General features: G+C 67.3%; 17 protein-coding genes. 9 read left to right on the forward strand and 8 right to left on the reverse strand.

Features of this window, described 5'->3' with window-relative positions:
* Position 1 precedes the first annotated feature (1 nt).
* From CTA01S_RS07135 to CTA01S_RS07145, 3 genes are read left to right on the forward strand one after another with little or no spacing between them, the layout of a single operon-like run.
* The gene (locus tag CTA01S_RS07135) at positions 2 to 841 is read left to right on the forward strand and encodes a heme/hemin ABC transporter substrate-binding protein (RefSeq protein WP_019559955.1); all 840 of its coding nucleotides are present in this window, start codon (positions 2 to 4) and stop codon (positions 839 to 841) included.
* A complete protein-coding gene (locus CTA01S_RS07140; protein ID WP_062193802.1) occupies positions 838 to 1863 on the forward strand; it encodes a FecCD family ABC transporter permease in 1026 nt (341 codons plus the stop codon). Before CTA01S_RS07135 ends, CTA01S_RS07140 begins: the two co-directional genes overlap by 4 nt.
* Entirely contained in the window at positions 1860 to 2651 is a 792-nt protein-coding gene (locus CTA01S_RS07145; protein WP_019559957.1) for a heme ABC transporter ATP-binding protein, read from the forward strand. The genes CTA01S_RS07140 and CTA01S_RS07145 overlap by 4 nt, the downstream gene beginning before the upstream one ends.
* A gap of 13 nt (positions 2652 to 2664) precedes the next feature.
* Here CTA01S_RS07145 and ppx read toward each other — a convergent pair whose 3' ends face one another.
* Positions 2665 to 4236 (reverse strand): exopolyphosphatase, encoded by a 1572-nt coding sequence (ppx, locus tag CTA01S_RS07150; RefSeq protein WP_198150807.1) that lies wholly within the window; start codon positions 4234 to 4236, stop codon positions 2665 to 2667.
* A 170-nt stretch (positions 4237 to 4406) separates the two neighbouring features.
* On the opposite strand from ppx, the gene CTA01S_RS07155 reads away from it, so the two are divergent.
* Positions 4407 to 5183 (forward strand): ZIP family metal transporter, encoded by a 777-nt coding sequence (locus tag CTA01S_RS07155; RefSeq protein ID WP_062193805.1) that lies wholly within the window; start codon positions 4407 to 4409, stop codon positions 5181 to 5183.
* 82 nt (positions 5184 to 5265) lie between these two features.
* Here the strand turns inward: CTA01S_RS07155 and CTA01S_RS07160 are convergent, their stop codons facing one another.
* The 5 genes from CTA01S_RS07160 to CTA01S_RS07180 form a co-directional block, all read right to left on the reverse strand.
* On the reverse strand, positions 5266 to 5700 hold the full coding sequence (locus CTA01S_RS07160) for a universal stress protein (protein WP_062194069.1): 435 nt from the start codon (positions 5698 to 5700) through the stop codon (positions 5266 to 5268).
* A 67-nt stretch (positions 5701 to 5767) separates the two neighbouring features.
* Positions 5768 to 6640, reverse strand: coding sequence for a sulfurtransferase (locus CTA01S_RS07165; RefSeq protein ID WP_062194074.1), 873 nt, complete (start codon positions 6638 to 6640; stop codon positions 5768 to 5770).
* Positions 6641 to 6642: 2 nt separating this feature from the next.
* Positions 6643 to 7518: a DMT family transporter gene (locus CTA01S_RS07170; protein WP_019559962.1), complete on the reverse strand. Its 876-nt coding sequence runs from the start codon at positions 7516 to 7518 to the stop codon at positions 6643 to 6645.
* A gap of 14 nt (positions 7519 to 7532) precedes the next feature.
* Positions 7533 to 9329, reverse strand: coding sequence for an adenylate/guanylate cyclase domain-containing protein (locus CTA01S_RS07175; RefSeq protein WP_157451320.1), 1797 nt, complete (start codon positions 9327 to 9329; stop codon positions 7533 to 7535).
* A 71-nt stretch (positions 9330 to 9400) separates the two neighbouring features.
* Positions 9401 to 10501: an aromatic ring-hydroxylating oxygenase subunit alpha gene (locus tag CTA01S_RS07180; protein ID WP_026330012.1), complete on the reverse strand. Its 1101-nt coding sequence runs from the start codon at positions 10499 to 10501 to the stop codon at positions 9401 to 9403.
* A gap of 303 nt (positions 10502 to 10804) precedes the next feature.
* Between CTA01S_RS07180 and CTA01S_RS07185 the strand changes: the two genes are divergently transcribed.
* From CTA01S_RS07185 to dxs, 3 genes are read left to right on the forward strand one after another with little or no spacing between them, the layout of a single operon-like run.
* The gene (locus CTA01S_RS07185) at positions 10805 to 11053 is read left to right on the forward strand and encodes an exodeoxyribonuclease VII small subunit (protein WP_019559965.1); all 249 of its coding nucleotides are present in this window, start codon (positions 10805 to 10807) and stop codon (positions 11051 to 11053) included.
* On the forward strand, positions 11050 to 11943 hold the full coding sequence (locus CTA01S_RS07190; RefSeq protein WP_019559966.1) for a polyprenyl synthetase family protein: 894 nt from the start codon (positions 11050 to 11052) through the stop codon (positions 11941 to 11943). The genes CTA01S_RS07185 and CTA01S_RS07190 overlap by 4 nt, the downstream gene beginning before the upstream one ends.
* Entirely contained in the window at positions 11943 to 13832 is a 1890-nt protein-coding gene (gene dxs / locus CTA01S_RS07195; protein WP_062193813.1) for a 1-deoxy-D-xylulose-5-phosphate synthase, read from the forward strand. Before CTA01S_RS07190 ends, dxs begins: the two co-directional genes overlap by 1 nt.
* Positions 13833 to 13847: 15 nt before the next feature.
* Here the strand turns inward: dxs and selD are convergent, their stop codons facing one another.
* Complete coding sequence (selD, locus tag CTA01S_RS07200) at positions 13848 to 14897, reverse strand: selenide, water dikinase SelD (protein ID WP_062193816.1); 1050 nt, start codon at positions 14895 to 14897, stop codon at positions 13848 to 13850.
* A gap of 88 nt (positions 14898 to 14985) precedes the next feature.
* On the opposite strand from selD, the gene senA reads away from it, so the two are divergent.
* The gene (senA, locus tag CTA01S_RS07205; RefSeq protein ID WP_062193819.1) at positions 14986 to 16188 is read left to right on the forward strand and encodes a selenoneine synthase SenA; all 1203 of its coding nucleotides are present in this window, start codon (positions 14986 to 14988) and stop codon (positions 16186 to 16188) included.
* A 13-nt stretch (positions 16189 to 16201) separates the two neighbouring features.
* Here the strand turns inward: senA and CTA01S_RS07210 are convergent, their stop codons facing one another.
* A complete protein-coding gene (locus CTA01S_RS07210; RefSeq protein ID WP_062193824.1) occupies positions 16202 to 17287 on the reverse strand; it encodes a substrate-binding domain-containing protein in 1086 nt (361 codons plus the stop codon).
* Positions 17288 to 17351: 64 nt separating this feature from the next.
* Between CTA01S_RS07210 and CTA01S_RS07215 the strand changes: the two genes are divergently transcribed.
* On the forward strand, positions 17352 to 18065 hold the full coding sequence (locus CTA01S_RS07215; RefSeq protein WP_062193828.1) for an ABC transporter permease: 714 nt from the start codon (positions 17352 to 17354) through the stop codon (positions 18063 to 18065).
* Positions 18066 to 18120 lie beyond the last annotated feature (55 nt).

Consider the following 18120-nt stretch of genomic DNA (forward strand, 5'->3'; position numbering starts at 1 on the left):
GATGCGTGGCCTCGATTGCTGGCGCCGCCGGCTGGTGGCGTTCGTCACGATGTGGGCCGCCACCGGCATGGCGCTGGCCGCACCGGCGCGGGTGGTCAGCCTGGGCGGCGTGATCACCGAGATCGTGCATGCGCTGGGGGCGCAGGCGCTGCTGGTGGGCGTGGACCAGTCCAGCCAGTATCCGCCGTCGATGCGGGACTTGCCCCAGGTCGGCTACTACCGCAACTTCTCGGTCGAGGGCGTGCTCAGCCTGAAACCCGATGTGGTGTTGGCCTCCGAGCATGCGGGGCCGGCGGGGGCGCTGGAGCAGTTGCGCCGCTTGGGCTTGAAGGTGGTGGTGCTGCCGGCCGGGCCGACTTTGCCGGCCTTGCGCGCAAGAATCATCGGCGTGGCCGATGCCTTGGACCGGCCCGTGCAAGGCCGCCGCCTGGCGCAAGACATCGAGCGCCAGGTGCAGTCTTTGCCACCGCTGCCGGGGCGCTTGCGTGTGCTGATGTTGAGCGGCCATACCGGTCGGCTGCAGGCGGCCGGGCGTGAGACGGCCGCCGATGCGCTCTTGACCTTGGCCGGTGGGATCAACGTGTTTCAGGACCACACCAGCTTCAAGCCGGTCTCGGCCGAGACGGTGGCCGCGTTGCAGCCTGAGCTCATCGTCACCACCGAGTCCGCGGTGGCTGCGGCCGGCGGTGTGGAGCGCTTTGCCGCTCAGCCTGGCATTGCCAGCACGCCGGCGGCACGACAGCGCCGCATCGTGGTGATGGACGACTTGCTGTTGCTGGGCTTTGGGCCGCGCTTGCCTCAAGCCTTGGAGCGCTTGCGTGCGGGATGGGAGGGGCGATGAGTTCGTTGGCGCAGCCACTCCAACGCCGGCGGCAACGCGCAGGACCCGTGCGCTGGTTGGCCGGGGGCTTGCTGCTGGTGAGCGTTTTGGTGGTGGTGTCGGCCGCTCTTGGGGCCGTCACCGTGCCGCTTTGGCGGCTGGGGCCGGCACTGTGGGCGGCTTCGGCCGACCCGCAGGACGCGCTGTGGCGCCAGGTGGTGATCGAGCTGCGCTTGCCGCGCATCGTGCTGGGCCTGTTGGCCGGGGCGGCGCTGGCCGTCTGTGGGGCGGCGATGCAGGCGTTGTTTCGCAATCCGCTGGCCGAGCCCGGGCTGGTGGGCGTGTCCCTGGGGGGAGCCACTGGAGCGGTCGTGGCCATCGTGCTTGGGGCGCAGACGCTGCCGGCAGTGGCGGTGCCGGCCTTCGTCGGCAGCTTGGTGGCCACGTTGGCGGCCTACCGCTTGGGGGGCCGGCACGATGGCGTGGCGCATTTGCTGCTGGCCGGGGTGGCCATCAATGCGATCTGCGCCAGCGTGATCGGCTTGTTCACGTTCCAGGCCAACGATGTGCAGTTGCGCAACCTCACCTTCTGGAATTTGGGCAGTTTGGCCGGCGCTCAATGGACGCTGTTGGCCTGGCTGGCGCCTTGGGTGCTGGGCTGGTCGATCTGGCTGATGCGCGACTGGCGCGCGATGAACGCCTTGTTGCTGGGCGAGCGCGAGGCCCGCCACCTGGGCTATGCGCCGCAGCGGCTGCAACGGCGCATCGTGTTCGGCGCGGCACTGTTGGTGGGGCCTTTGGTGGCGGTGACCGGCGCCATCGCGTTCGTGGGACTGGTGGTGCCGCACCTGGTGCGCTTGGGCGTCGGTGCGGACCACCGCTGGCTGCTGCCGCTCAGCGGCGTGTTCGGCGCCTTGGCGTTGCTGTTGGCCGATACGCTGGCCCGAGTGGTGGTGATGCCTGCCGAGCTGCCCATTGGCATCGTCACGAGCCTGGTGGGCGGTCCGTTCTTGCTGTGGCTGCTGATGCGGGAGCGGCGATGACCCTGTGTGCACGTCAGATGCACCTTCAGCGACTTGGGCGCAGCGTGCTGCGCGAGGTGGATGTCGAGCTGCAGGCCGCAGAAGTGTTGGGCGTGCTGGGGGCCAATGGGGCGGGCAAATCCTCGCTGCTGGCCGCGCTGGCGGGCGAGCTGATCGTGCAGTCGGGCTGCGTGAGCCTGGACGGGCGCCCGCTGGACCGTTGGGAGCCCCGTGCCTTGGCGCGGCGCCGGGCGGTGCTGCCCCAGTCGCCCTCGCTGAGCTTCGATCTGGAAGTCTCGACCGTCGTGGGCATGGGCGGCTATCCCCATCCCATGCTCAGCCCGGGCGCCTTGCGGGCCTGTTGCGAGCGGGCCATGCAGGAGGCCGATGTGGCCGCGCTGGCCGGGCGACGCTACCTGAGCTTGTCCGGTGGGGAGCAGCAGCGCGTGCAGTTCGCGCGATGCCTCGTGCAGGTGCTGGCCGGCCGACCGGACGGTGAGTACCGGGCGCTGTTGCTGGACGAGCCCACCGCGAGCCTCGATCCTCGTCATCAGATCGCGCTCATGCACACGGTTCGGCGTTTGGCCCGGCAGGAGGGCTTGGCCGTGCTGCTGGTGCTGCATGATGTCAACCTCGCGGCGCAGGCTTGCGATCGGCTGTTGCTGTTGTCCGAGGGGCGTGTCGTGGCGCACGGGCCGGTGGCCGACGTCCTGCGGCCTGCGGTCTTGGCCTCGGTGTACGGCTTGTCGGCCCAGGTGATCGATCACCCCCAACGGGCCGGATGCCCCCTGGTGGTGTTCGATGCGTGAGCGCGCAGCGGGCTCAGCCGTGCGTGCTCAGGCTCAGCCGGAAGCACTGGCTGCGCTCCCAGGCGGCCTGCTCCTCGTGCAGCAAGTACATCGTGCGAGGATGGGCTTGCGCCCAGCCGGCTTCCACGCTGAGCACGATGCTGCGACCGTGACGGCTGGCCGTCAGGGCCGACAGCGCCGGCAGGGTGCGCGCATGGCACAGGATCACGGCCAAACGCAGGCACAGCACTTGCACGGCGAAGCTTTCTTCGCGCAAAGCGTCTTCCAGCTTGCGCAATCCTCCGCGCTGCCCCAGCACCAGGTTGGCCAGGCGGCGCTGCTGCGACTGCGAAAAGCCCGGCGCATCCACATGGCCCAGCAAATAGGCGCTGTGGCGGTGGTGGTCGTGGTGCGACACCATCATGCCCATCTCGTGCAGCGCGCAGGCCCAGTCCAGTTCGCGTTGGGACTCCAGCGCCGCCTGGGGCGCCAGGCTGTGATACAAGGTGCGGGCGACGGTCTGCACCCGTTCGGCTTGCAGCAGGTCCACACCGAAACGCCGTTGCAGCTGCACGACCGAATCGTCGCGCATGTCGTGGGGGTGCTCGCCGTCTTGGCTGCCGTACAGGCGATCTTGCAAATCGAAGATCACCCCTTGGCGCAGGGCGCCGCGGGCCGGCTGTAGCTTCGCGATCCCGAAATGCGTGGCCAGCGTGTACAGGATCGACAGTCCGCCGCCCAGCACGGCTTTGCGGTCCTCTTTGAGGCCGGGCAGCGACAGGCGCTCGATGCGGCCGGCGCGCAAGCAGCGTTCGATGCACCAACGCAAGCCTTCGGGGGTGATCGTGCCATCGGTCACACCGCTGGCTTGCAGCAGTTGGGAGACGGCCCCGACCGTTCCCGAGGCCCCCAGGGCTTGCTGCCAGCGCGTGGGAGCGAAGGTGTCCAGGGCTTCTTCCAGTTCGGCCCCAGCGGCCACTTGCGCTTGCCGGAAGGCCGTTTCCGTGAAACGTCCATCGCCGAAATAGCGCATCGACAGACTCACGCTGCCGATCTGGAACGACTCGGCCTGCAGCGGCGAGCGGCCCTCCCCCAGGATCATCTCGGTCGAGCGTCCACCGATGTCGATGACCAGGCGGCGCCCTTCGGCCGGAGGCATGAGCCGTGTCACGCCCACATAGATCAGTCGGGCCTCCTCGCGTCCGGAGATCACCTCGATCGGGTGTCCGAGCACGGACTGGGCGCGGCGCAGAAATGCATCCCGGTTGCGCGCTTCGCGCAAGGTTTGCGTGGCCACCGCGCGCACTTGGCTGGGGCGAAAGTTGCGCAAGCGCTCGGCAAAGCGGGCCAAGCAGGCCAGTCCGCGCAGCGCGGCTTCCTCGGTGAGCATGCCCTGGGCATCCAACCCGCCGCCCAGGCGCACGGTTTCCTTGATGTAGTCCAGGCGCCGGTAGTGCCCACGCTCGATCTGGCCGATCTCCAGCCGGAAGCTGTTGGAGCCCATGTCGATGGCCGCCAGCGGCGATTCCGCCGGACCGGGCACGATGTCGGGCCCATGCCGGGCCGGGGCAGCCGCGTAGGCCGAAGCGGACGTGGAAGAGGTCATGGCCGTGATTGTCCCTGCAAGCGGCTTGCCCCGTCACCCCTGGCCTCGGGGCCGGCCCGCCTCCTGCCCAGGCCAGCCCGTGTTGACAGGGTTGTTAAGATAGTGCGTGCTTCGATGCACAGTGAAGGGCCTGCGGGCCCTTCTTTGCTGTGGACCACATTCCTGTTTCCATGACGCTCGTCTACATCGTGTTGGCCACCCTGATCGGTGGCGTGCTGTCTGTCGTGATTGCCGCCAGCCTGACGGTGAGCGTGCTCAGCCGGGTGGTGCGTCACCTGGTGAGTTTGTCCGCAGGCGTGCTGCTGGGCACGGCGCTCATCCATGTGCTGCCCGAGGCCTTCGAAAGCTCGGCCGGCGCTCATGAACTGTTTCTCACGCTGCTGGCAGGGCTGTTGTTCTTCTTTCTGCTGGAGAAGGCCGAGCTGTACCGGCACGGCCACCATCACGAAGGCGATGGCGATCACCACCACCATGGCTTCGACCATGAGCAGGCAGGCCGGGGCGGCTGGGCGGTGCTGGTGGGCGATAGCATCCACAATTTTTGCGATGGGGTGATCATCGCCGGGGCCTTTCTGGTGGACGTGCGCCTCGGGGTGGTGACCTCGGTGGCCATCATTGCCCACGAGATTCCGCAAGAGGTGGGCGACTACATCGTGTTGCTCAATGCCGGGTTTTCGCGCGCCAGAGCGCTGCTGTACAACGCGGTGTCCGGCCTGGCCGCGGTGCTGGGTGGCGTGATCGGCTACTTCGTCGTGAGGCCTTGGGAGGATGTGTTCCCCTATCTGTTGGTGGTGGCCTCCTCCAGCTTCATCTATGTGGCCGTGGCCGACTTGATTCCCCAGCTGCAGCGCAGGCTGTCACTGCGCGAGACCGTGGCCCAGCTGCTGTGGCTGGCCACAGGGCTGGGCTTGATCCTCGCGCTGGTGGAGCAGTTCCACGGCCATTGAAAGTCCCCGGGTCGGGCCGCAACCCGCCCGACGGCCCGAGGCTGCGGCCGTGTGGCCGTCCTGCGGAGGCGAGCCGCGGACTTCAGCGCACCACCAATACCGGCACGGTGGTGTGCGTGAGCACGCGGTTGGTTTCGCTGCCCAGCAGCAAGGCTTGCACGCCACGGCGGCCGTGAGATGCCATCACGATCAGATCGATTTGGTGTTGTTTGGCGTAGTCGACGATCGCCTCCCAGACGCTGACCGACTCCACCGTGTGGCCGGTGCAAGGCACGCCCTGGGCGGCGCAGGCCTCTTTGACCGCCGCCACGTTCTTGGCCGCCACCCGCTCCTGCGCGTCGAGAAACTCTTGTGGCAGCGTGGGCTGCATCTCCGACATCGCACTGTAGGGGTAGGGGTCTTTGACTGCGAGCGTGTACACCTCGGCACCGAACTGTTTGGCCAGGCCCACGGCAGTGGCAACGGCGCGTTGGGTGATGTCGGAGCCGTCCGTAGGAACGAGGATACGCTGATACATGCTGACCTCCTGTCGGTGATGGATGTCCAGATCTTGCGCCGAGGGCGCCCAAGCATGTTGAGGCAAATCAAGCGACGCGACAAGGCGCGCTCGAGCCCCGTTCGATGGGCCGGGTCGGATCGGCACACCACTCGCTCCAGGAGCCGGGATACAGCGCCGATCCGTGCAGCCCTGCGGCTTCCATGGCCAACAGGTTGTGGCAGGCCGTCACGCCCGAGCCGCACTGATGCACCACGGCTTGCACGGGCGCATCGCCCAGCAACGTGAGGAACTCTGCCCTGAGCTCCTCAGCGGGGCGGAAGCAGCCATCGGCGCCGAGGTTGTCTTTGTAGAAGCGGTTGATGGCGCCGGGAATGTGCCCGGCCACCGGGTCCAGCGGCTCGACATCGCCGCGATAGCGCTCGGGAGCGCGCGCATCGATCAGGCATTGCTGCGGCGTGCCCAACGCGTGCAGGACCGCTTGCGCATCGCGCATGGGCATGCCTGCCGGTCGCAAAGGGTAATCGCGGGGCGCCAGCGGGGGGACGGGGCCGGCCTGCAGCGGTGCGCCAAGGGCTTCCCAGGCCGGCAGGCCACCATCCAAGACGGCCACCTCCGGGTGGCCCAGCCAGCGTAGCATCCACCAAGCCCGGGCGGCGAACATGGCGCTTTGGCGATCGTAGACGACCACGGGGGTGTCTGGGTCGATGCCCAGCGCGCCGATGCGTTGCGCAAACACCTCGCGGGCAGGCAGCGGATGGCGGCCATTGCCGCCTGTCTTGGGGCCGCACAGATCCCGGTCCAGGTGCAGGTAGTGGGCTTGCGGCAGGTGGGACTGCAGATAAGCGGCCTGGCCGGCGGTCGGGTCGGCCAGGTCGAAGCTCACGTCGATCAGCACGGGCGGCTGCGACGACGCCAGGGCCGCGCGCAGCGCCTGGGCAGAGATCAGAGGAGAGGGCAGGCTCATGACTCGGTGCTGGTGGATTGCGGGGGCACGTTCGGTGCGGTCTTGCTGCGCAGGAAGGTGGCGGCAATGCCTGCCACCACGATCAGGATCATGCCGACGATGGCCATCCATGTCACGGGGTCGTGGAACAGCAGCACGCCGTAGCCAAAAGAAAAGACGATGCCCAGGTATTGCAGGCTGGCATTGACCAAAGGCTTGCCGGTGGCATAGGCGCGCGTCATCAGCAGTTGCGCGACGGTGGCCAACACCCCGACGGCCAGCAGCAAGGCCACGCCCTGGGGCGTGTGTGTGCTGGCGCCACCGACCAGCATGGTCAAGCCCCCGGCCACCACGCCGCCGAGGGAGAAATAAAAGACCACACGGTATTCGGGCTCGCCGACGCGGCCCAGGGCCGTGACCTGGAGATACGCCGTGGCCGACAGCATGCCGGAAATGAGGCCGACCAGGCCGTACCAGAGCTGACGGTCTTCGATCGTGGGTCTCAGGATCAGGGCCACGCCGGCAAAGCCAGTGATCACTGCGGCGATGAGCCGGCCGTCCACGCGCGCGCCGCCCATCAGGATCGCCCCGCCCAGCAGAAACAGCGCCATCCATACCGAGGACATGTAGTTGAGCGTCATGGCCGTGGCCAGCGGCAGTCCGCCGATGGCATAGAACCACAGACTCAACGCGAGCACACCGCTGAGGCTGCGCCAGAAGTGCATGCCAGGCACCGAAGTGCGCAGGCTGCCGCCTCGTCGCCACACCAGCAGCGCGATCGATGTGGCGCCCACCAAGCCGCGGTAGAACACGATTTCACCGCTGCTGTAGTACGCGGAGGCATATTTGACGCACACCCCCATGGTGGCGAACAGCAGCGAGGACAAGACCATCAAGACGGGTGCACTCACAAGATTTCTTCCTCGGGACGTCGTAAGTGGGCCGGGGGCTCGGGCAGTTCGGCCCCTTCGGGCAGCCCCCAGACTGGCACCCGCGTGCCGCGGCCCTTCAGGGCCAATTCGCCCAGGGGTTGCAAGGCTTCGCGCAGATGCGGTGGCAGCAGGTCGCGGGTGGCTTGGTTCATGAAGACCTGCATGCCGCTTTCGTGTTTGGCCAAGCCTTCCAGACGGGCGGCGATGTTCACCGTGTCCCCGATCACCGTGTAGATGCAGCGTTCGGGCGAGCCGATCTGTCCGGCCAGGGCGGTGCCGCTGGCCAAGCCGATGCCGATTTCCAGCGGAGCGGCCCCATAGCTGGCACGCTCCTGGTTGAAGGCCGCCAGCTCGCGACGCATGGCCACGGCCGCGTGCAGCGCCCGCTCCACGCGGTGCGGGTCGGGCGTGGGCGCCCCGAACACCACCACCATGGCGTCGCCCATGTAGTTGTTGACGTAGCCGCCGAAGCGCTGTACCGCATGGGTCATGCGTGTGAAGTATTCATTGAGCGTGAGCACCACGTCGCGCGGCTTGAGTCCTTCGCACAACCGAGTGAAGCCGCGGATGTCGGAAAACAGCACCGTGACTTCCACCTCTTGCCCTCCGAGCATCAGCTCGCCTTGCACGAGCTGGTCGCGCACCTCGGGCGAGACCAGGCGGCCAAAGACATCGCGCTCGCGCTCCCGTTGCTCGAGCTGCCGGCTCATGTGATTGAACGACTGGGCCAACAGCCCCAGCTCGTCATCGCGCTGTAGGGCCACATGGGCATTGAGGTAATGGCCGCGCAGGATGGCCCGCGCGGCACGCGCCACTTCCCGGATCGCTCGCGTCAGCGAGCGAGCGAAATGCCAGGCCAGCCCAGCGCTCAGGGCCGAGATCACCAACACCGTCAGGCCGAAACGCAGCAGCTCGGCCAAGACCAAGGAGCGGTAGGCATCCAGCGAAGCCTGGACTTCGACGCTCCAGGCGCTGTCGTCCAAAGCCGAGCGGGCCACCACCGGGCGGGAGCGGGCGTCGGGGGCGGCCAGGGCCTCGATCACCGGCAGGGGCTGGACCTCCGGTGGCTGACCGGCGATCCGCCGCACCAGCATGAGCACCCGCCCTTGGGCATCGCGCAGCAGGGCCCACAGTTCGCCGCCGTCTTGGGCCGGAGGCTCCAACGCCCGGGCCAGGGACTGCGCCGACACCCCCACGACCACCCAGCCGTCGGCTCCATCGTGCGTCACGCGCAGCCCAATCTCGATGCTGCCGAGATCCTCCCGGGGGTACCAAGGGGGCTGCGAGGCGGTGAGGTGGCGCACCGGCGGGCTTTCCTGCAGCCGCGGCGGGTGGGTGTAGACCTTGCGGCCCTGTGCATCCAGCAGCTCGACGCGGTCCACTTCCGGAAAGCTGCGGATCAGAGCCAGCCATGGGTCGCCGAGGACCTCCGGGCGCGAGGGCGGCTCGTCCATCGCACGATCGGCAGAGGCAGGCGGCTGCAAGGCCGCCAGCACCGCGGGCGAGACGGCCATCGCTTGCCCCAAGCGTTGGGCGCTGGCGAGCAACTGGGTGACCCGCCCGGCCAGCAGGCTGGCCGTCTGGCGCGCCCGCAGCTCTTGTTCCTCGCGCAGCCGTTGTGCGCCTTCGGTGAGCGTCAGCAAGCCGGCGATCACCAGCGGCACCACGGTGAACAGCAACACGGAGATCGGCAGCGTGCGGCTGAGCGAGCGCGTGTGGGTGTCGGGCGGCGGCGGCGTCACGGGCGATTCGGGGCAGGCAACGTCCGGCATTGTGCGACAGCCGGAAAAGAAACACCCGGCCGCAGCCGGGTGTCGTGCCTTCGAGACGTCAAGGCATCGGATCAGAGTGGGCCGATTTTCTTGCGATACCACTCGTGGAAATGCTGCATGCCATCTTCCATCGGGCTTTGGTATGGGCCGACCTCGTTGTCGCCGCGCTCCAGCAGGGCCTTGCGACCCCAGTCCATGCGCAGGGCGATCTCGTCGTCTTCGGCGCAGGTTTCCATGTAGGCGGCACGCTGCGCTTCGACGAACTCTCGTTCGAAGGCGGCAATCTCCTCTGGATAGAAAAATTCCACCACGTTGAGCGTTTTTTGCGGGCCCTTGGGGTGCAGCGTGGAGACGACCAGCACGTGCGGATACCACTCCACCATGATGTGGGGGTAATACGTCAGCCAAATGGCTCCTTGGGTGGGCGGCTCGCCATTGCGGTACGCCAGCAGCACCTCATGCCATTTGCGGTAGACGTCCGAGCCCGGCTTGCCCAGCGCATTGGACACCCCCACGGTCTGCACCGAGTACTCGCGACCGAACTCCCAGCGCAGGTCGTCGCAGGTCACGAAGTTCCCCAATCCGGGATGGAAGGGGCCGACGTGGTAGTCCTCCAGGTAGACCTCGATGAAGGTCTTCCAGTTGTAGTCGCACTCGTGCAACTCGACATGATCGAGCACATAGCCCGAGAAATCGAAGGCTTGCCGCGGGCCCAGCCCGGCCAGGTCGGCGGCGATGTCGCGCCCGTTGTCCTCGAACAGCATCCCGTTCCACTCGCGCAGTCGGTAGGTGTTGAGGTTCAGACAGGGGTCTTGCGCGAAGTGCGGGGCGCCCAACAACTGGCCGTCCAGCGAATACGTCCAGCGGTGCAGCGGGCAGACGATGTTGCTTTTCGTGTTGCCGCGACCGCGCAGCATCACGGCCTGACGGTGGCGACACACGTTGGAGATCAGTTCGATGCCACGCGGCGACCGCACCAGTGCACGGCCCTCGCCTTCCTGGGGCAGGGCGTAGTGGTCGCCCACCTCGGGTACCGCGAGCGCATGCCCGAGGTACCGCGGACCGCCATGGAAGATGAGCTCCATTTCGCGACGGAACAACTCCTCGCTGAAATAGGCCGATACCGGCAGTTGCGTGTGGCTTTGCTCAAGGGCAATGCTTAGGTCTGACATGATCCCCAGGATCTCCAAAAACCAATGTCCAACCACCACCCACGGTGGGCCCATCTTCCCCGATCAGGTCACAGTGGCGCCGTCCATGGCAAATGCCTCCGTTGAAGTGTGTGTTGAGGACCTCTGGGCGGTCCGGGACGGGCGATGACGGGGAATCCACGATTTTACCGGCGGGGGGGCTGTTCGGCCGGGTGGCCCTACGTGGCGCTGCGGCTTGCGCCATCCCAGGGCGTAGGGATGGTCTGCGGTGCGTTTTTCGCACAATGACGGTTGACTACAATCAGAAGCTTTTCCCCGCGTCCCATGCCCAAGACCCCGACATCTGCGTCGGCCGCCAGCGCGGCCCGCCCTGCCAGCTATGAGGAGGCGCTGGCCGAACTCGAGCGCCTGGTGGCCGAGCTCGAGTCCGGGCAGTTGCCGCTGGATCGTCTGTTGCAGACCTACCAGCGCGGGGCGGAGTTATTGGCTTTTTGCCGCAGTCGCCTCGAGGCGGTGGAGGCCCAGGTCAAGGTGATCGAGGACGGGCAGCTCAAGCCCTGGAACCCGACATGAGCCCGGCGCAGTTTCAGGACTGGACCGCAGCGGCGCTGCAGCGCGTGGAAGCCGCCTTGGATCGCTTCGTGCCGGCCGATGCGCCGGCCGGGCTGGGGGAAGCCATGCGCTACGGCGTGCTCGATGGCGGCAAACGCTTGCGCGCGTTGCTGGTGCTGGCCGCTGCCGAGGCCGTGGGCGGCCATGCGCAAGCGGCGCTGCGTGCGGCGTGTGCGGTGGAGTTGATCCACGCCTATTCGCTGATTCACGACGACATGCCTTGCATGGACAACGACGTGCTGCGCCGGGGCAAACCCACGGTCCATGTGAAGTTCGGCCAGGCGCTGGCCATGCTGGCCGGCGATGCGATGCAAGGCTTGGCCTTCGAGGTGCTCACGCCGCAGGACGAGGCCGACATCCCGCTGCCGATGCAGGCCCGACTGTGCGGTCTGCTGGCGCGCGCGGCCGGGCATGCCGGCATGGCCGGCGGGCAGGCCATCGACTTGGCGGCGGTGGGCCGCACGCTCAGCGAGGCCGAGTTGCGCCACATGCACCGATGCAAGACCGGGGCCTTGTTGCATGGCAGCGTGATGATGGGGGCGAGCTGCGGTGCGGCCGACGCGGCGGCCATGCAGGCGTTGTCGGACTATGGGTGGGCCGTGGGCTTGGCTTTTCAAGTGGTGGATGACATCTTGGATGTGACCCAGGCGTCGGAGACCCTGGGCAAGACCGCGGGCAAGGACGCTCAGGACGGCAAGCCCACTTATGTCTCACTGTTGGGCTTGGAGGCCGCACGGCGTCATGCCGGCGAGTTGCGGGACGCCGCCTGCGAGGCCTTGGCACGCAGCGGCTTGGCCAACACGGCCTGTCTGGCCCGGCTGGCCGAGCGCATCGTCGATCGAGAACACTGATGAAGCACTCCTTGCTGGAAACGATCCGCAGTCCAGCCGATTTGCGGCGGCTGCCCCGCGGCGAACTCAAACGTTTGGCTGTCGAGTTGCGAGACTTCGTGCTGCAAAGCGTGTCTCAAACGGGCGGTCATTTGTCGTCCAACTTGGGCACGGTCGAACTCACGATCGCGCTGCACTACGTGTTCAATACGCCCGAGGATCGGCTGGTATGGGATGTGGGGCATCAGACCTATCCGCACAAGATCCTCACGGGCCGGCGCGAGCGCATGCACACCTTGCGTCAGCTCGGCGGCATCAGCGGGTTTCCGCGCCGTGACGAAAGCCCGTATGACACTTTCGGCACGGCGCATTCGTCCACGTCGATCTCGGCCGCGCTGGGCATGGCCTTGGCGGCCAAGCTCAAAGGCGAGGACCGGCGCTGCGTGGCCATCATCGGCGATGGGGCGATGACCGCTGGCATGGCCTTCGAGGCGCTGAACAATGCGGGCGTGCCGCATGCGGTGGGCTTGGCCGACATGCTGGTGGTGCTCAATGACAACGACATGTCGATCAGCCCGCCGGTGGGGGCGCTGAACAAATATTTGGCCCGGCTGATGAGCGGCAAGTTCTATGCCGCCGCGCGCGAGGGTGCCAAGGCGGTGCTGAAGAACGCGCCGCCACTGTTCGAATTGGCGCGCCGCTTCGAGGAGCATGCCAAAGGCATGGTGGTGCCAGGCACGATCTTCGAGGAATTCGGGTTCACCTATGTCGGGCCGATCGACGGTCATGATCTCGACGCCCTGATTCCCACGCTGGAGAACCTGCGCCAGCGCAAGGGCCCGCAGTTCTTGCACGTGGTCACGAAAAAGGGTTACGGCTACAAGCTGGCCGAGGCCGACCCGATCGCCTACCACGGCCCGGGCAAGTTCGATCCGGTGCGCGGATTGCAGAAGCCGGCCACGCCGCCCAAGCTGACCTTCACCCAGGTGTTCGGCCAGTGGCTGTGCGACATGGCCGAGGCCGACCCGAAGCTGGTGGCCATCACGCCGGCCATGCGGGAGGGCTCGGGCATGGTGGAGTTTCATCAGCGTTTCCCGACCCGTTTCTACGACGTGGGCATCGCCGAGCAGCATGCCGTCACTTTTGCAGCCGGGCTGGCTTGCGAGGGCCTCAAGCCGGTGGTGGCCATCTATTCCACCTTCTTGCAGCGCGCCTACGATCAGCTCATCCACGATGTGGCGATTCAGAAACTGCCCATGGTGCTGGCCGTGGATCGCGCCGGCATCGTCGGGGCGGATGGCGCCACCCACATGGGCGCGTTCGACATCGCCTACTTGCGCTGCATTCCGAACGTCAGCGTGCTGACGCCCGCCGACGAGAACGAGTGTCGGCAGATGCTCTACACCGCCTATATGCAAGACCATCCGGTGGCCGTGCGCTATCCTCGTGGCGCCGGCGTCGGCGTGGAGGTGAACAAGGCGATGACGCTCCTGCCCTTTGGCAAGGGCGAGGTGCGTCGCCGTGGCCAGCGCATCGCCATCTTGGCCTTCGGGCCCATGCTTTACCCCGCCTTGGCCGCCGCCGAGCGGCTGGATGCCACGGTGGCCAACATGCGCTTCGTCAAACCGCTGGACGTGGCCCTGGTGGAGGAGCTGGCCCGCAGCCACGATGCCTTGGTGACGGTGGAGGAAGGCTGCCTCATGGGGGGAGCCGGCAGCGCGGTGGCCGAGGCGCTGCATGCAGCGGGCGTGACGGTGCCGGTGCTGATGCTCGGCCTGAAGGACGAGTTCGTCGAGCATGGCGATCCGGCGCGCTTGCTGGCCCTGCAAGGGCTGGATGCCCAGGGCATCGAGCGGTCGATCTTGCAACGCTTTGGCGCCAAGCTCGAACGGATCAAGCCGGCGGCCTGAGCCGCCACGGATCGGTCAACGCACCACCAACCGCGCTTCGCCGGCCTCGATCCGACCCACGACGGTGGCGGCCTCGAATCCGTGCCGGCCGAAGATGCCCAGCACCTCGTCGACGACCTCAGGGGCGCAGGCCGCCAGCAGCCCGCCGCTGGTCTGTGGGTCGGTGAGCAAGGCCCGCTCGATGTCGTCGAAGCCCTGGGGGAGATCCACCGAGGCGCCATAGCTGGCCCAGTTGCGGCCCGAGGCGCCGGTGATGAAACCACGCGCGGCCAGCTCGCGTGCGCCTTCCAGCAAGGGCACCGAGGCCCAATCGATCACCACCCGCACGCCGGCTCCCCGCGCCATCTCCAAGCCGTGACCGGCCAGGCCGAAGCCGGTGACGTCGGTCAAGGCATGCACGCCGGGCAACTCGGCCAGGTCCATGCCGGGCGTGTTCAGGCGCGTGGTGGTGTCGATCATGCGCCGATAGCCGGCCTCATCCAGCGCTTGCTTCTTCAGTGCGGCCGACAGCACACCCACGCCCAGCGGTTTGCCCAAGACGAGCAGGTCGCCGGGCCGCGATCCTGCATTGCGCTTGACCCGTTCGGGATGGACGAGCCCGAGCACGACCAGGCCGTAAATGGGCTCGACCGAGTCGATGGTATGCCCGCCGGCGATCGGGATGCCGGCTTGGCGACAGACGCTCTGGCCGCCTTGCAAGATGCGGCCGATGATCTCCAGCGGCAGCACATTGACCGGCATGCCCACCAGGCCCAAGGCGAGGATGGGGCGGCCGCCCATGGCATACACGTCGGAAATCGCATTGGTGGCTGCGATGCGCCCGAAGTCGTAGGGATCGTCGACGATGGGCATGAAGAAGTCGGTGGTGGCGATGAGGGCCTGCTGGTCGTTGAGGCGGTAGACGGCCGCATCGTCGGCCGTCTCGATGCCCACCATCAGCGCCTCGGGCACGGGCAGTCCGGGCGTGGAGCGCAGGATCTCGGACAGCACCGCGGGCGCGATTTTGCAGCCGCAGCCTCCGCCGTGGGACAGCGAGGTCAAGCGAGGAGGGGTCGAAGCAGTCATGGGGTGAGGTCTTGGGCGGTGGATCGGGGGGCGGCGGGCCACCGGAGGTGGGACAATGCCCGCATCGCCAATTGTGCGGGAATCGACGATGGTGGACATCGACACCCCCTTGTTGCGCCAGCTGGGGCGCGACGCCCTGTCCTTGGCCTTGATCGATGCCCGCAACTGCAGTTTGCGTCGTTTTGCGTCGTTCGAGCAGGCCGGCATGTTGCAGGTGCCTTGTTGGCCCGAACTCGAGCCGCCGCTGTGGTTGCTTGGCCACGTGGCCTGGTTCCAGGAATACTGGATCGGTCGCAACGTGGAACGTTACCGCGGGGCTCAGGCCGACCCGACCCGGCCGAAGCTGGCCTCCATCTTGCCGCAGGCCGATGCTTGGTATGACCCCACGTGCGTGCCGCACGACCAGCGCTGGTTGCGGCATTGGCCCGATGCCACCGAGACGCGCAACTACCTGGTCGATACCTTGGAGGCCACGCTGGACTTGCTGGCCAACGCTCCAGAGACCGACGAGGGCTTGTATTTCTTCCGGCTGGCCCTCTTTCACGAGGATCAGTGCGCCGAGACCTTGGCCTGCATGGCCCAGACGGTGGGCATTCCCATGCCCGATGTGGTCGTGCCAGAGCCCTGCACGCCACGTGCGGCAGTGCGGGTGCCTCATTGCCGCTGGAGCCTGGGACGGCCGCGCGGGGAAGGCTTCGTCTTCGACAACGAAAAATGGGCTCACGAGGTGCGCTTGCCGGAGTTCGAGATCGACGCGCAGCCGGTGAGCTGGGCGCAGTTTCTGGAATTCATCGATGATGGGGGCTACGAGGATCCCCGCTGGTGGAGCGAGGCCGGTTGGGCCTGGGTGCAGCGGCAGGCGCGCACCGCGCCGCGTCATGTCGAGCAGTTGCGCCATGGCGTGCTGGTGCGACGCTTTGGCGTGCTCACCCAAGTGCCGCTGGCCGCGCCGGTGACCCATGTGAGTTGCCACGAAGCCGAGGCGTGGTGCCGCTGGGCGGGACGGCGATTGCCCTTCGAGGAGGAGTGGGAGGCCGCGCACGCCCTGGGCCGTCGCCAGGGGTTTCGCAGCGGGGAGGTCTGGGAGTGGACGGCCAGTCGCTTCGAACCGTATGCTGGCTTCGAACCCGATCCCTACCGCCATTACTCCTTGCCTTGCTTCGGGACGCACTGGGTGCTCAAGGGCGGGTCGATGGTCACGCGAGGACGGCTGAAGGACCCGAAGTACCGCCACTTCCTGCTGCCCGAACGTGACGATGTCTTCAGCGGCTTTCGCTCTTGTGCGCTGTGAGAAGACGCTGGCTTCATCGGCGCGGCTGTCGGTAGCTCCACCAGGGCAGCACCGCGCGCAGGCTCAGTACTTCACCGCAGCGCTCGGGCGTGTAGCCGGGCAAGGTGGCCAGCTCGGCCTGCCAGGCCGGGTCGCGTAGCGCTTGCATCAGCCGTTGCACGGCAGGCTGCTCCAGCGATGGGGCCAACACGGCGAGCACGTAGCGTTCCTGAACCAGCGGCAGGAAGTCCAGGCCACGCGAGCGCGCTACCGTCTCGATGCCGAAGCCGGCATCGGCGGCGCCACTGGCGACGGCCTCGGCCACGGCAGCATGTGAAGGCTCGGTGAGGGCTGCCGCAGGCCATGCGAGCCCGGCCTGCGCGCACAGTTCCTCGAAAAGTACCCGTGAGCCCGTGCCCCGCGGTCGGTACACGACGCGCAGTCCTGGGCGGCTCAGATCGGCCAGGCCCTGCACATGCAGCGGATTGCCTGGCGCGACGATCAGGCCTTGGCAGCGCTGCGCAAAGCCGATGAGCTTGTGGCGCCCCGGCTTGAGGCGGGGGCGGTAGGTGCGCGCCGTGGCCGAGCGGCGATCGGCATCCAAGCGCAGATGGAAGCCAGCCACCAGGCAGCGCCCTTCGTTCAAGGCATCCAGCGCATCGACGCTGCCGCTGAACTGCAGGTCCAGATGCAGGCCCGAGCGAGCCACTCGCTCGCGCAAGCGCGGCAGGGCCTCATCGTGGCTGGCCTGCACGCTCAGCACCAAGGCTTGCTCGTCGAAGACCACCGCGAAGGCCCGCTCCAACTCGCTGCGCAAAGCCTCGATCTGCGGGGCCAGCCGCGCGCGGGCGCGGCGCTCGGCCCACAGCAGCTTGTCGCCAAAGGGCGAGAGTTGAGCCCGCTGACCTTTGACCCACCGCACCAGTGGCTGGCCCAACTCGGCTTCCCAGCGCTTGAGTTCGCCCCACACATGGCGGTAGGACAGCTCCAGTTCGCGCGCCGCGGCAGAGATCGACCCCGACCGGTCGATGGCCTGGAGCAGCCGAATCAAGGGGTGGTACAGGTCTTCGACCGGCTCGTTCGGTGCGCACAGCGCATAGCGCAGCGAGATCCTATGCATGGGTCTTCATATCGCCGTGGAGGGAACTGAGCCCTAGCATAACGAGCATGACCGGAGTCTTTGCATGAACGCCTTGGCCGACAGCGTCGTCCAGGCGCTCGCGCTGCTGTCGTCCTTCGATCCACGGCTGTGGAACATCGTGATGCTGTCCCTGCAGGTCAGCGGCACGGCCAGCCTCATCGCGATGGGGCTGGGGCTTGCGCTGGGTGCGTGGATTGCGGTCAGCCGTTTCCCAGGCCGCGCTGCCGTGTTGGTGTTGCTCAACACGTTCTTGGCCCTGCCGGCGGTGGTGGTGGGCTTGGTGGTCTACCTGCTGCTATCGCGCGCAGGTCCCTTGGGCCCCTTGGGCCTGCTGTTCACGCCTGCGGCGATGGTAGTGGCGCAGACGCTGCTGGTGCTGCCCATCGTCACCGCGCTGGTGCGCCAGCATCTGGAAGCGGCGATGAACGATCACGGCGAGCAGTTGCGCTCGCTCGGGGCGGGGCGCCTGTGCAGCGCCTTGATCTTGGCCTGGGACGAGCGTGCCGCACTGGCCACGGTGGGACTGGCGGCCTTCGGCCGTGCGATCGCCGAGGTCGGGGCGGTGATGATCGTGGGCGGCAACATCGATGGCGTCACGCGCGTGATGACCACCGCCATCGCCTTGGAAACCAGCAAGGGCGACCTGCCGCTGGCCCTGGGGCTGGGGCTGGTGCTGTTGACCGTGGTGCTGGCGTTGAACGTGCTGATCGCCGCCATGCGCCAGTGGCACGAACGGAAGGATGAGTCCTACGCATGATTGCTGCTGCTGCACAGCCGTTCCCAGAGGAGGGCGCCTCCCATTTCGGAATCAG

This window comes from Caldimonas taiwanensis NBRC 104434 (assembly GCF_001592165.1).
GTDB classification, from domain to species: Bacteria; Pseudomonadota; Gammaproteobacteria; order Burkholderiales; family Burkholderiaceae_C; genus Caldimonas; species Caldimonas manganoxidans.